The sequence below is a fragment of the Roseicyclus salinarum genome (assembly GCF_029624655.1).
GTDB classification, from domain to species: domain Bacteria; phylum Pseudomonadota; class Alphaproteobacteria; order Rhodobacterales; family Rhodobacteraceae; genus Roseibacterium; species Roseibacterium salinarum.
Genome location: NZ_JARRSA010000002.1, coordinates 102606 through 115885, shown reverse-complemented (window position 1 = coordinate 115885; position 13280 = coordinate 102606). Strand labels below are relative to the sequence as shown.

The following is a 13280-nucleotide window of genomic DNA, read 5'->3' as shown; positions in this document are numbered from 1 at the left end:
ATCATGGACAAGATGCCGAAATGGGCCGACGTGGTCCTGATCCCGCTGATCAGCGTGCTTCTGGCACTGATCGTGTCCGGTCTTGTCGTCGCGTTGATCGGTGAAAGCCCGGTGCGTGCGATGGAGATCATGGTGCGCGGCGCCTTCGGGTCGGCCTATGGCTGGGGCTACACGCTCTACTACGCGACCAACTTCATCTTCACCGGCCTCGCGGTCGCGGTGGCGTTCCACGCGCGCCTCTTCAACATCGGCGGCGAGGGGCAGGCGGCGGTCGGCGGCCTGGGCGTGGCGGTGATCCTGCTGGGCATCGCGTGGCCGCACTGGACCGTGGCGCTTCTGGCCGCGATGGTCTTCTCGGCGCTGTTCGGCGCGGCCTGGGCGGCGATCCCTGCCTACCTCCAGGCCAGGCGCGGCAGCCACATCGTGATCACCACGATCATGTTCAACTACATCGCCGCCGCGCTTCTCGTCTACCTGCTGGTCAACGTGTTCCGCGTCGAGGGCTCGATGGCGCCCGAAAGCGCGACCTTCGCCGAGGCCGTTCACCTGCCCTCGGCCTCGGACTTCGCGGCCTTCCTCGGCTTCCGCGGATCGACGCCGCTCAACTTCGCCTTCTTCGTGGCGCTCGTCGCCTGCGTCTTCGTGTGGCTGCTGATCTGGCGCACCCGCCTCGGCTACGAGATCCGTGCCTTCGGCCATTCGCAGTCGGCCGCCGTCTACGCCGGGATCAATCCCGTCAAGATCACCATGATCACCATGCTGATCTCGGGCGGGCTGGCCGGGATGATGGCCGTCAACGTGGTCATGGGCGAGGCCGAGCGGCTGGTGCTGGACTTCGTGGAGGGCGCGGGCTTCGTCGGCATCGCCGTGGCGCTGATGGGACGCTCGCACCCGGTGGGCGTCGTGCTGGCGGCGCTTCTGTTCGGGGCGCTCTACCAGGGCGGCGCGGAGCTTCAATTCGAGATGCCCGCGATCAGCCGTGAGATGATCGTGGTGATCCAGGCCCTCGTGATCCTGTTCACCGGCGCGCTCGACAACATGGTGCGGATGCCGATGGAACGCCTGTTCCTGTCGCTGCGCCGCCGGTCGGACCCGGCGATGGCCGCCGCCCCCGCGGCACCGAACCCAAGGCCGGCCCCCGCGCAGCATCGCGCCGGCGGCCCCGGCAAGCCGGAGTGAGACCATGGATTTCCTGACCATCCTCCAGATCCTCGACTCCACGGTGCGGCTGGCCACGCCGCTTCTCCTGGCCTGCCTCGCCGGGCTCTATTCCGAGCGCGCGGGCATCTTCGACATCGGGCTCGAGGGCAAGATGCTGGCCGCCGCCTTCTTCTCGGCGGCCATCGCCTACACCTCGGGCTCCGTGTGGATCGGCCTCCTCGCCGGCATCGCGGCCTCCATGGCGCTTTCGGGCCTGCACGGGCTTGCCTCGATCACGTTCCGGGGAAACCAGCTGATCTCGGGGGTTGCGATCAACTTCCTCGCGGCCGGCATGACCGTTGTGATCGCGCAGACGTGGTTCTCGCAAGGGGGGCGCACGCCCGCGCTGTCGGGCGGCGCGCGGTTCGAGAACATCGTCCTTCCGGGCGCGGAATCGACCATTCGCGGCATCCAGGCGCAGGGGCCTCTGGGGCAGGTCTATTCCGAGCTGATCTCGGGCCACTCGATCCTCGTCTACCTCGCGCTTCTGATCGTGCCGCTGACGTGGTGGGTGCTGTTCCGCACGCGCTTCGGCCTCCGGCTGAGGGCGGTGGGCGAGAACCCCGCGGCGGTCGATACGGCGGGCATCTCGGTCGTGGGCCTGCGCTACGCCGCGGTGATGATCTGCGGCGTGCTGACTGGACTGGCCGGCGCATACCTCGCCACCGCGCTCTCGGCGGGTTTCGTGAAGGACATGAGCGCGGGACGCGGCTTCATCGCGCTGGCCGCGCTGATCTTCGCCAAGTGGCGGCCCTGGTACGCGCTGTACGCCTGCCTTCTCTTCGGGCTGCTCGACGCGGTCGGCAACCGCTACCAGAACATCCAGGTCGCGGAATTCGTCATCCCGGTGCAGTTCATGCAGGCCCTGCCCTACATCCTGACCGTCATCATCCTTGCGGGCTTCGTCGGACGCGCGATCCCGCCGCGCGCAGGAGGAGAGGCCTATGTCAAGGAACGCTGAGGATCTCGCGGAACTGATCCGCTCGCGCGCGGGGGCTGCGGCGCCGAAGGTCGCGCTGGTGCTTGGATCCGGGCTTGGACATCTCGCCGAGGCAGTGGACGGCACGGCCATCGACTACGCGGATCTGCCGGGCTTCCCCCATGCCGGCGTGTCGGGCCACAACCCGAAGCTCGTGATCGGCGACCTCGAGGGGGCGCGCGTCGCCGTCCTTGGAGGCCGCGCGCACTATTACGAAAGCGGGCGCGCGGACGCCATGCGCCTGCCGCTGGAGGTGATGAAGGCGCTGGGGGCCGAGACGCTGATCCTGACCAACGCGGCGGGGTCGATGCACCCGGACATCGATCCCGGCGACCTGATGCTTCTGTCGGACCACATCAACTTCTCGGGGCTGAACCCCCTGATCGGCGAGGCGACGGACGCGCGCTTCGTCCCGATGACCGAGGCCTACGACGCCGCGCTCCGCGCCGGCCTGAAGGCCGCGGCGCAGGCCGAGGACGTGGCCCTCCCCGAGGGTGTCTACGCGTGGTATCCCGGCCCCTCCTTCGAGACCCCGGCCGAGATCCGCGCGATCCGGACGCTGGGCGCGGACGCGGTCGGCATGTCGACCGTGCCCGAGGTCATCCTCGCCCGTTTCCTGGGGCTGCGCGTCGGCGCGATCTCGACGATCACGAACAAGGCCGCGGGACTTTCGGACGAACAGATCAGCCACGAGCACACCAAGGCCATGGCGCCCCGCGGCGCGGCCAAGCTGGAGCGGGTCCTGCGACGCTTCCTCGCCACGTCCTGACCCGATCGGGTTCGCCGCGGGTCTGGACTATGCGAGTGGTGGAGTGTCATCTGTAGGCGCAGCCCCACAAGGGGACACGCGGGGACGCCCATGCAGATCTACCTTCCCATCGCCGAAGTCAGCGTGAACGCGTTTCTGCTGCTGGGGCTGGGCGGGCTTGTGGGGATCCTTTCGGGGATGTTCGGGGTCGGCGGCGGTTTCCTGATGACGCCGCTCCTGTTCTTCATCGGCATTCCGCCCGCCGTCGCCGTCGCGACGCAGGCCAACCAGATCGTGGCCTCGTCGATCTCGGGCGTGCTGGCGCATTTCCGGCGGAAGACCGTCGATCTGAAGATGGGAACGGTCCTTCTGGCGGGCGGCCTCGTGGGGGCGGCGGTCGGGGTGCAGGTGTTCTCGGCCCTCAGCAGGATCGGGCAGATCGACCTCGTGGTGCAGCTTTGCTACGTCGTCTTCCTGGGGGTCATCGGGGCGCTGATGCTGGTGGAGAGCCTGCGCGCCCTGCGGCGGTCGCGCGCCAGCGGCGGCGCGCCCGCCCCGGTGCGCAAGCATCGCGGCTGGATCCATGCGCTGCCCTTCAAGATGCGGTTCCGCACCTCGGGCCTCTACATCTCGGTGATCCCGCCGCTTCTGGTCGGGCTCCTGGTGGGGGTGCTGGCGGCGATCATGGGCGTGGGCGGCGGCTTCATCATGGTGCCCGCCATGATCTACCTGCTCGGGATGCCCACCAAGGTCGTGATCGGCACGTCGCTGTTCCAGATCATCTTCGTGACCGGCTTCGCGACCATCATGCACGCCACGACGAACTACTCGGTCGACATGATCCTCGCCATCCTGCTGATCGTGGGGGGCGTCGTCGGCGCGCAGATCGGCACGAGGATCGGCGTCTATCTCAAGGCCGAGCAGCTTCGCGTCCTGCTCGCCATGATGGTCCTGATCGTGTGCGGCAAGATCGCCTACGATCTCCTGGCCACGCCAGCCGAGTTCTACTCGCTCAGCACGTCGGGAGCGGGCTCTTGATCCGCCTCGTCCTGCTGTGCGCCGCGCTTGCGGGGGTCGCCACCGCGGGGCGCGCCGAAAGCGTGGTCGCCGGGCTGAGCCGCGAGGCGATCTCGATCACGACGAATTTCGCGGGCTCCGAGATCCTGATCTTCGGCGCCGTGCGGCGCGACGCACCGCCGCCGGAAGGGTCGGACCTGGAGGTGATCGTGACCGTGGAGGGGCCGCACCTTCCCGTCATCGTGCGCCGGAAGGAGCGCCGCTTCGGCATCTGGGTCAACACCTCGGCGATCGAGGTGGACGCAGCACCCACCTACTACGCAGTGGCGACGACGGGCGACGTGGACCGGGTGCTTACGGCGACCGAGGACCTGCGCCAGCGCGTGACGATCCCGATGGCGATCCGCGCGGTGGGAACCGGTGTCGACGACCAGGACGCCTACATCTCGGCGCTGGTGCGAATCCGCGAGGCGGAGGGGCTCTACCAGCTGAACGAAGGGGCGGTGACGCTTCGCGACCAGACGCTGTTCGACACCTCGATCCGGCTGCCCGCCAACCTCGTGGAGGGCAACTACCGGACGCGGATCTTCCTGCTGCGCGAAGGCCGGGTGATCGACGCGTTCACCCAGGACATCGACGTGCGCAAGGTCGGGCTGGAACGGTGGATCTACAACCTCGCCCATGACCGGCCGCTGGTCTACGGCATCCTTTCGCTGGCCATCGCGCTCGCCGCGGGATGGCTGGCTTCGGCGGTGTTCCGCTACCTGCGCTCGTGAGCCGGGGAGGCGGCGGCGATGCGGGCATCGAGCCCGCCCCGCCGCCGGACCGCTGCGCGGCCGCGTATTTCGGGAAAGATGAAGCTGCGCGCGTTCAGCCCCTGCCGACGTAGGGCATCTTCGTGGCCATGATGGTCTGGAACAGCACGTTGGCCGACAGCGGCAGGCCGGCCATGGCGTGAACGGCGTCCGCGACATGGGCCACGTCCATGACCGGCGGCGGGTCGAGGCCTTCGGCGCGGGCGCGCTCGGCGATGCCGCGCAGGATTTCCGTCTCGGCGTTGCCGATGTCGATCTGGCCGCAGGCGATGTCGAAGGGCCGCCCGTCGAGCGCGATCTGGCGGGTAAGGCCCGTGACGCCGTGCTTGGTCGCGGTGTAGGGCGCGGCGCCCTCGCGCGGGACATGGGCCGAGATCGAGCCGTTGTTGATGATCCGCCCGCCGCCCGGGGTCTGGCGGCGCATGATCCGGAAGGCCATGCGGGCGCAGAGAAACATGCCGGTCAGGTTGACCTCCACCGCGCGGCGCCAGTCCGCGACCGGGATCTCGTCGATGGGCGCGGCGGGGGTGAAGATGCCGGCGTTGTTGAACAGGACGTCGAGGCGTCCGGCGCGTTCCGCGAAATCGTGGAAGGCGGCCTGGACCGCGTCCTCGTCGGTGACGTCGAGGGGAAGCGGCACGGCGCGGGCGCCGTAGGCGAGGGCGGTGGCGTCGAGGAGCTCGGCCCGGCGCGCGACGAGGCCGACCGTCCATCCCGCCTGCAGCATCCGCTCGGCGACGGCGCGGCCGATGCCCGCGCTCGCGCCCGTCACGATCATCGTCTTCACGTCGGCGTCTCCTCCGCCTCGAGCTCCAGTGGCGCGGCCTGCGCCGTGAGGTCCCCGATGCCGAGGGCCGCGCGGGGTTTCGACAGCATGTAGCGCGTGACCCAGATCAGGCGTTCCTCGGCGCGGGTGATGGCGACGTAGGCGAGGCGCTTCCACATCGCCTGCCCGGCCTCGATCCGGCCCGAGCGCGCCGCGGCGTAGAGATCGGGCGCGAAAACCTGGACGGCGGGCCATTGCGAGCCCTGCGCCTTGTGGATGGTCACCGCCGCGCCATGCAGGAAGGCCGCGCCCATCTTCGCGGCGTAGGGCAGGAAGGGCTCTTCCTCGCCCGGCTTCTCAATCTTGACGATGGAGGCGGCCGAGAGCCGGGGGCTTTCGGCGCCGACGACGTGAAGGCGGGAGAACCCGTCCCGGTTGCCGGGGCCGAGATAGATCACGGGCGCGCCCTTGATGAGGCCGCGCGCCTCAAGGTCGATGCGGCGCTTGCGGTGCTTCAGCGGAAGCTCGATGCCGTCGCAGAGCAGCGGCTCGCCGGGGATCAGCGCGTCCTCGGGCGCGCCGTGGGCCGCGCGGAAGGCCTGGATCAGGCGGATGCGGGTGGCGTTGCGCCAGACGAGAACGGGGCTGCGGGCCATCATGTCGCTGTCGACGCGCGGCGCGATCTCGATGCGGGGGTCGCGCGCGGCGGCGTCCTCGATCATCCGCTCGAACCGCTCGAAGGTGAGGTCCGGGTCGCCCAGCGCATGGGCGAGGTCGAGGATCGGGTTGTCGGCCTCCTGGCGGTGGATGCGGTTCAGCTCGAGCCGCTGCTCGGGCTTGAAGCGGTCGAAGACCATCTCGCCCGACTGTCCCACGGGGGCGAGCTGCGCGGGATCGCCGAACAGGACGAGCGCCGGGAAGATCTCGGTCAGGTCCTGGTATTGCCGCTCGTCGAGCATCGAGCTTTCGTCGACCAGGCCGATGTCGAGCGGGGCGTCGCGGCGCTTCCAGCCGGTGATGAAGTCCGAGCCGCGCAGGCCCGCCGAGGCGAGCGCGGCGGGAACGGACCTGTGCACCTCGTAGACGGCGCGCGCGCGGTCGAGCGCCTCGTCGGTCAGCGCCTCGATGTCGGGCCGCTCGCCCTGGCCCGCGAGCCATTCGGCGACCTTCTCGAATTCCGGGTCGTAGACCGGCGTATAGAGGATGCGGTGGATCGTGGTGGCGGGCACGCCCCTTGCGCGCAGGACGCTCGCGGCCTTGTTCGTGGGCGCGAGGATCGCGACGCTGCGCCTGTCCTTGCGCCTGCGCCCCTCCCAGTCGCCCGACACGATCTCGACGCCAGCCTCTTCCAGCGCGCGGACCAGTTCGGCCAGCAGGAGCGTCTTTCCCGATCCGGCCTTTCCGATCACCGCGAGGACCTTGCTTTCGCCCTCGGTCATCGGCGTGAGCGTCGCGCCGTCGATGTCCACGCCGACGCCGCGCAGCGCCTCGGCGATGCGGTCGTGGGCCTCGGCCTGTTCCTCGGAGAAGGCGACGGAATGCGCTGTCATGGGCGCGAACCTAGCGATCCTTGCGGCGGGGGGCGAGGGCTACTTGACGTTCAGCTCGCGCGGCAGCGTCGACAGGCACTCGTGGCCCTGCTCGGTGATCAGGATCGGTTCGGTGATCTCGATGCCGCCGTCGTCGAGCCAGAGCGCGGGCATGAAGTGGAAGGTCATGCCCGGCTTCAGGACCGTCCTGTCGCCGGCGCGCAGGCTCATCGTGCGCTCGCCCCAGTCGGGCGGATAGCTGAGGCCGATGGCGTAGCCGCAGCGGCCTTCCTTGCTGAAGCCGAGCCGCTTCAGCGTCGCGTTGAAGGCATTGGCGACGTCCTCGCAGGTCCGCCCCGGCATGGCCTGTTCGAGCGCGACGTCGGTGGCCTCGAGGACCGCCTTCTCGGCTTCGCGGAACTTCTCGGGGACATGGCCGAGGAACAGCGTGCGGGACTGCGGGCAATGGTAGCGGCGGTAGCAGCCCGCGATCTCGAAGAACGTGGACTCGCCGGCGCGCATCGGCTTGTCGTCCCATGTCAGGTGCGGCGCGGTCGCGTCGAGGCCCGAGGGCGCCATGGGCACGATGGCGGGGTAGTCGCCCCAATGCCCCTCGGCCCCCTCGATGCCCGCCTTGTAGACCTCGGCCACGAGCTTGTTCTTGGGCAGGCCGGGCTCGGCGATCTGGAGGATCGTCTGGTGCATGTGCTCGACGATGCGGGCGGCACGGCGCATGTATTCGATCTCGGCGGGGGACTTGACGGCGCGCTGCCAGTTCACGAGCGCCGTGGCGTCGGTCAGCTCGGCCTCGGGCAGGCCCGCCTGAAGCGCGCGGTGGGCGGCGGCGGAATAGTAGTAGTTGTCGAGCTCCACACCGATCCGCGCCTTCGCGCCGCCACGCTGGCGGATCAGCTCGGCCAGCGTCTCGCAGGGGTGTTTCTCGGGGTTCTGGACGTAGCTGTCGTCATAGCCGACCACGGCGTCGTCGCTCATCCAGACCGTCCTGAGCGCGCCGCGCGCGTCGATGCCACGGCCCCACCATAGCGGCTCGCCCTCGTGGCCCAGAAGCACGGCCTGATGGACGTAGAACGACCAGCCGTCGTAGCCCGACAGCCACGCCATGTTCGAGGGGTCGCTGACGATGAGCCAGTCGAGGCCGCGCTGCGCCATCTCGGCCCGCGTCTCGTCGACGCGCCATTCGTATTCGCGTGTGGGGAAATTCTCGATTCGCGAAACCATGGATGCGCCTTCTATCCTTCCGTGCTCTCTCAACTTGCCGCGGCGCGGCGTCGCCCGCAGGTCCGAAGGCGTCGTGCACGGGCCTGAAAGCGGCGCGCGGCCCCTGCCATTCGGCGGTCGCTCCTGATAGCCTCGGCGACAAACGAGACAAGGAGACGGCCATGCTCACGAACGACCAGCTTGCGAAATGGGACCGCGAGAGCTTCCTGCATCCCTCGACGCATCTCGCGCAGCACGCGCGCGGCGAGGCGCCGGGCCGCATCATCAAGACCGCGGAGGGCTGCTTCGTCACCGACCGGGACGGCAACCGCCTGCTCGACGCCTTTGCCGGGCTCTATTGCGTGAACATCGGCTACGGCCGGCAGGAAGTGGCCGAGGCCATCGCCGAGCAGGCGCGCGAACTGGCCTATTACCACGCCTATGTCGGCCACGGCACGGAGGCCTCGATCACGCTCGCCCACATGGTGATGGAGCGCGCGCCCGATCACATGTCGAAGGTCTATTTCGGCCTCGGCGGGTCGGACGCGAACGAGACCAACATCAAGCTCGTCTGGTACTACAACAACGTCCGGGGCCTGCCGCAGAAGAAGAAGATCATCTCGCGCTGGCGCGGCTACCACGGCTCGGGCCTGATGTCGGGCTCGCTGACGGGACTGGAGCTGTTCCACAGGAAGTTCGACCTGCCGCTCGACAAGGTCCTGCACACGACCTCGCCCTACTACTTCCGCCGCGACGACCTTTCGCTGAGCGAGGAGCAGTTCACGGCGAAATGCGCCGCCGATCTCGAGGCGCTCATCGAGGCCGAGGGCGCGGACACCATCGCGGCCTTCATCGCCGAGCCGATGCTGGGCACGGGCGGCATCGTGCCGCCGCCGGCGGGCTACTGGGCGGCGATCGAGCCGATCCTCAGGAAACACGACATCCTGCTCATCGCCGACGAGGTGGTGACGGGCTTCGGCCGCCTCGGCTCGATGTTCGGCTCGCCGCATTACGGGATCACCCCCGACATCATGACCATCGCCAAGGGCCTGACCTCGGCCTACGCGCCGCTGTCGGGCACCATCGTGTCCGAGGGCGTGTGGAAGGTGCTGGAACAGGGCACGGACGAGTTCGGCCCGCTGGGGCACGGCTGGACCTACTCGGCGCATCCCATCGGGGCGGCGGCGGGGGTCGCGAACCTGAAGCTTCTCGACAGCCTGAACCTCGTCGCCAACGCGGGCGAGGTCGGCCCCTACCTCACCCGCTCGATGGCCGAGGCGCTCGGCGATCATCCCCATGTCGGCGAAGTGCGCGGCGAGGGCATGCTGACGGCGGTGGAGCTGGTGCGCGACCGCGACAGCCGCACCTACTTCGAAGCGGCAGACAAGGTGACGCCGCGCGTCGTGCAGGCCATGGGCAAGCGCGGCGTGATCGCGCGCGCGATGCCGCAGGGCGACATCATCGGCTACGCCCCGCCCCTCTGCCTCAGCCGGGAGGAGGCCGATACCGTCGTCTCCGTCACGGCCGATGCGATCCGCGAGGTCCTGGCCTGAGCGGACGCGTGTCCGGGACGTCCCCGAGCCTGCGCGGTCGCTGACCGGATGGTCCACCGGTTCGCGACACACCTCGTGCCGCCCTCGCCGGAGAAGGAGTGCCGGATCGGGGCCCGCCGCCAGAGCCGCTAGGCGGCCGGTTTCCCCGGCCGCCCGAACACCTCAGACGTTGAGATGCCCGCGCATCGCCGCGACGGCCTCGGGCCCGATCCCGTGGCCCGCGCCCGGCGTCACCGTCAGGCGCGCCCGCGCGCCCAGCCGCGCGAAGACCGCCTCGCTGTCCTCGGCGCGCTTCAGCGGGATATGCGGATCGCGTTCGTGGACCGTGATCTCCACCGGCGTTCCGTCGAGCCTGGTGGCGTAGTCGAACGCCTTCGGCCCGAACCCGTAAAGCGCCTCCTGCGGGCCGCCGTCCGCGTCGCCAGTCCCGACCAGCCCCGCCGACAGACCGAACACGGCCGCGAGCCCGCCACGCCGCGCCGCGTATTCCAGCGCGAGGCACCCGCCCTGGCTGAACCCGGCCAGCGCGATGCCGTCGGAGGGCACCCCCTTGTCCACCAGCATCGCGATGGCCGTGTCGATGGCCGCCATGCCGCGGTCGACGAAGGGCTCCATCTGCGCCGTGGGCGCAAGGAAGGACGTGGGCCACCACGTCATCCCCGGCGCCTGCGGCGCGACGAGGGCAAGGTCCGGCAGGCCCAGCGCATGGCCGAGGTCGAGGATGCCGTCGGCCGTCGCGCCGCGCCCGTGGACGAGCACGAGGCCGGCCCGCGCCCGTGCGGGATCGGCCCCGGCAAGGCTGATCGCGGCGGCCATCACGCCACCTTCAGGGGCGGCAGCACCGCCTCGATGCGGTCGCGGATGCCCTCGTACTTCGCGGGCAGCTTCAGCGCCTCGCCGAGATGCGCCGCGTCTTCGTCCACCGCGAAGCCCGGCGGGTCGGTCGCGATCTCGAACAGGACGCCGCCCGGTTCACGGAAGTAGATCGCATTGAAATACTGGCGGTCGATCACCGGCGTCACGGCCATGCCCGCGCTCGCCAGCGCCTCGCGCCATTCGCCCTGCACCTCGTCGGTCTCGGCGCGGAAGGCGACGTGGTGAATGGTGCCAGCCCCCTGCCTGCCGATCGACGGCGCGTCCGAGCGCATCAGGTCCACGACCGCGCCACGCGCGTCGCCCGGCGCGCGCAGGCGCAGACGCTCCACGCCGCCCGCCGTCTCGTGCCCCGCCTCCTCGTAGCCGAAGACGCCGGTCAGAAGCCGCGCGGTCGGGCCGGGATCGCGTATCCACAGCGTCACCGAATGGAAACCGTCGAGCGGCGCATCGCCGACGCGATCCGTCTCCACGAGGTCCACGGGCGCGCCATCGGGATCGCGCAGGGTCAGGACCCGTGCGCCGAAACGCTCGAAGGGTCCGTCGAAGTCGATGGCGCTCTCGGCCAGCCGGTCCATCCAGCCATCGAAGCCGCCCTTCGTCACCGCGTAGGCGTAGGACTGCGCCATCCCCGGACCCGCGCGGCCCGGACCGGCATCGGCGAAGGGAAAGAACGTCAGGATCGTGCCCGGCGAGCCGGCGTCGTCCCCGTAGTAGAGGTGATAGGTGTCGGGCGCGTCGAAGTTCACCGTCTTCTTCACAAGCCGCTGGCCCAGCGTGCCGGTGAAGAAATCGACGTTGGGCTGCGGCGGGCCGGAGATGGCCGTGACGTGGTGCAGGCCGGGAATCGTGCGGGTCATGTCCCAAGCTCCTTCATGCGGATGGCGCGCACGCGGCGCGTTCGGACCAAGACATCGGCGTTTCGGCCCCCTGCATCAATGCACATCGGCGCAGGGACCCTGTGCCGCAATGCGCGACCGGGGGCGGAAAAGGCACCTTCGCACTGGACCGCGCCGCGCAGGCCGTCCATAATTTTCATGATAATTTCGGGGAGGCAGATGCCCGACGATACCATTGGCAGGCCGTCGCAACGCCGATCCCGGCCCGTCCAGGTGGCCGACCGGATCAAGGAGTGGGTGGTCGAGCGCGACCTTCAAACCGGCGCGCGGCTGCCGAACGAGGCGGCGATGATCGAGCAGTTCGGCGTCTCGAAGGGCACGGTCCGCGAGGCCATGCGAATCCTCGAGGCGCAGGGCCTTGTCGTCACGCGCACCGGACCCGGAGGCGGCAGTTTCGTCGGCGAGGTGACGGCCGAACGGGCGAAGTCGCTTCTGGCCAACTACTTCTACTTCCAGGAACTGTCGATCGCCGACATCTACCAGATGCGCAAGGTGCTGGAGCCCGAGCTTGCCTCCTCGCTCGCCGGGCGGCTCGACGCCGGGAAGCTTGCCGCCCTGAGGGACATCGCCGCGCGCTACGACCATCCCGCGCGCTCGCCCGAGGAAGAACGCGACCAGCACGTCATGTCGCTGCGCTTCCACGAGAGGCTCGCGGAATACGCGGGCAACCCGCTTCTAGGGTTCTGCGTCTCGTTCATGGCGCGCATCCTCGCCGACCTGACCGTCTACCGCCGTCTCTACGAACCCCACAACGAAGAGCTCTGGGCGCGCGGGCGGCAGCACCAGATCGACCTCGTCGCCGCGCTGGAAGCGGGCGACGCCGAGAAGGCCCGCGCGGTCATGCGCTCACACATGGAAAGCGCCGAAAGGATGATGCAGAGACAGGAGGCCCGCGTGATGCGCCGGTTCATGTCGGCGCATTGAGCGGTCAGGGCTCGGGCGCGGCCTCCGGGGCGCGGTGCGGGTCCTCGGCCACGGGCACGACCTTCAGCCAGTCGGAATAGGGCGGCGTCCGGGATGCGCGCAGCAGGTGCGCAAGATCGGCAAGCGGCGTCTCGCTGAGATCGACCCGCAGGTCGAGCGGCGGCACGCTGGGGTGCAGCACCAGAAGCGCCGCGGACCTCAGGCCGCGCATGTCGCCCCCCGCCTTCTCCGCGGCCCGCAGCGCGGCGAGCGCGCGTTCCCCGAGATCGCCCTCGCCCGCGTCCCACGTCGCGCGGAAGGCGGCCAGCACCTCCTTGCCCGACAGCATGTTCCCGGCAACGACGACGCCCGGCCCGATGTCATGGGCGGCGATGGCGACCGAGGCCTCGCCGGTGAAGGCGCCGCCCCCGCCGGAGAGGTCGAGCGCCGACAACTGTCTGTGGCCCCGGCCGGGGTCCGCGCCGGTGACGTCCGCCACTGCCCGCTCCGCCGATTGCCCGTCCGCCATGCGCCGAAGGACCGCCTCGCGCCAGATCGTGGAAGGCGCGGTGCCCTGCGAGGCCACGAGGCCCGCATCCAGCGATCCTCGAATCACCCAGCCTCCGACACAGGGCGCGCCGGTCGCGGCCGCAGCGACCAGAGCGCCCGTTTTTTCATCACGCGCAAGAAGTGAAAAGGTCATGGGGTCTCCGCGCCACAATTTTCTTGAATTTATCATGATCATTCGCAGTAATGCAATTCATCATGATAAATTGCGAC

General features: G+C 69.5%; 13 protein-coding genes. 7 read left to right on the top strand and 6 right to left on the bottom strand.

All coding sequences use genetic code 11. From position 1 onward, the window contains the following. Nucleotides 1-3 precede the first annotated feature (3 nt). The 5 genes from P6F26_RS02010 (at nucleotide 4) to P6F26_RS01990 (ending at nucleotide 4720) form a co-directional block, all read left to right on the top strand. On the top strand, nucleotides 4-1179 hold the full coding sequence (locus P6F26_RS02010) for an ABC transporter permease (RefSeq protein WP_278026966.1): 1176 nt from the start codon (nucleotides 4-6) through the stop codon (nucleotides 1177-1179). A 4-nt stretch (nucleotides 1180-1183) separates the two neighbouring features. Continuing rightward, a complete protein-coding gene (locus tag P6F26_RS02005) occupies nucleotides 1184-2161 on the top strand; it encodes an ABC transporter permease (RefSeq protein ID WP_278026965.1) in 978 nt (325 codons plus the stop codon). Beyond that, the gene (locus P6F26_RS02000; protein WP_278026964.1) at nucleotides 2145-2948 is read left to right on the top strand and encodes a purine-nucleoside phosphorylase; all 804 of its coding nucleotides are present in this window, start codon (nucleotides 2145-2147) and stop codon (nucleotides 2946-2948) included. Before P6F26_RS02005 ends, P6F26_RS02000 begins: the two co-directional genes overlap by 17 nt. A gap of 90 nt (nucleotides 2949-3038) precedes the next feature. Continuing rightward, entirely contained in the window at nucleotides 3039-3965 is a 927-nt protein-coding gene (locus tag P6F26_RS01995; protein ID WP_278026963.1) for a sulfite exporter TauE/SafE family protein, read from the top strand. Continuing rightward, nucleotides 3962-4720, top strand: a complete 759-nt coding sequence (locus tag P6F26_RS01990) for a TIGR02186 family protein (RefSeq protein WP_278026962.1) — start codon at nucleotides 3962-3964, stop codon at nucleotides 4718-4720. Before P6F26_RS01995 ends, P6F26_RS01990 begins: the two co-directional genes overlap by 4 nt. Nucleotides 4721-4814: 94 nt before the next feature. On the opposite strand, the gene P6F26_RS01985 is transcribed toward P6F26_RS01990, so the two are convergent. The 3 genes from P6F26_RS01985 to doeA are packed head-to-tail and all read right to left on the bottom strand — an operon-like array spanning nucleotide 4815 to nucleotide 8293. Further along, on the bottom strand, nucleotides 4815-5546 hold the full coding sequence (locus tag P6F26_RS01985; RefSeq protein WP_278026961.1) for an SDR family oxidoreductase: 732 nt from the start codon (nucleotides 5544-5546) through the stop codon (nucleotides 4815-4817). After that, nucleotides 5543-7075 carry an ATP-dependent DNA helicase gene (locus tag P6F26_RS01980; RefSeq protein WP_278026960.1) on the bottom strand — a complete coding sequence of 511 codons (1533 nt, stop codon included), beginning with the start codon at nucleotides 7073-7075 and terminating at the stop codon, nucleotides 5543-5545. The genes P6F26_RS01985 and P6F26_RS01980 overlap by 4 nt, the downstream gene beginning before the upstream one ends. Before the next feature lie 39 nt (nucleotides 7076-7114). Continuing rightward, nucleotides 7115-8293: an ectoine hydrolase DoeA gene (doeA, locus tag P6F26_RS01975; protein WP_278026959.1), complete on the bottom strand. Its 1179-nt coding sequence runs from the start codon at nucleotides 8291-8293 to the stop codon at nucleotides 7115-7117. 161 nt (nucleotides 8294-8454) lie between these two features. On the opposite strand from doeA, the gene P6F26_RS01970 reads away from it, so the two are divergent. Next, nucleotides 8455-9825 (top strand): aspartate aminotransferase family protein, encoded by a 1371-nt coding sequence (locus tag P6F26_RS01970; RefSeq protein WP_278026958.1) that lies wholly within the window; start codon nucleotides 8455-8457, stop codon nucleotides 9823-9825. A 162-nt stretch (nucleotides 9826-9987) separates the two neighbouring features. Here P6F26_RS01970 and P6F26_RS01965 read toward each other — a convergent pair whose 3' ends face one another. Both P6F26_RS01965 and P6F26_RS01960 read right to left on the bottom strand, forming a co-directional pair. Beyond that, nucleotides 9988-10641: an alpha/beta hydrolase gene (locus tag P6F26_RS01965; RefSeq protein ID WP_278026957.1), complete on the bottom strand. Its 654-nt coding sequence runs from the start codon at nucleotides 10639-10641 to the stop codon at nucleotides 9988-9990. Then, nucleotides 10641-11558 (bottom strand): ring-cleaving dioxygenase, encoded by a 918-nt coding sequence (locus P6F26_RS01960; protein ID WP_278026956.1) that lies wholly within the window; start codon nucleotides 11556-11558, stop codon nucleotides 10641-10643. Before P6F26_RS01960 ends, P6F26_RS01965 begins: the two co-directional genes overlap by 1 nt. A gap of 198 nt (nucleotides 11559-11756) precedes the next feature. Between P6F26_RS01960 and P6F26_RS01955 the strand changes: the two genes are divergently transcribed. Further along, nucleotides 11757-12521 carry a FadR/GntR family transcriptional regulator gene (locus P6F26_RS01955; RefSeq protein WP_278026955.1) on the top strand — a complete coding sequence of 255 codons (765 nt, stop codon included), beginning with the start codon at nucleotides 11757-11759 and terminating at the stop codon, nucleotides 12519-12521. Between the two features lie 4 nt (nucleotides 12522-12525). Here the strand turns inward: P6F26_RS01955 and P6F26_RS01950 are convergent, their stop codons facing one another. Then, entirely contained in the window at nucleotides 12526-13203 is a 678-nt protein-coding gene (locus P6F26_RS01950) for a DUF1028 domain-containing protein (protein ID WP_278026954.1), read from the bottom strand. Between the last annotated feature and the right edge of the window lie 77 nt (nucleotides 13204-13280).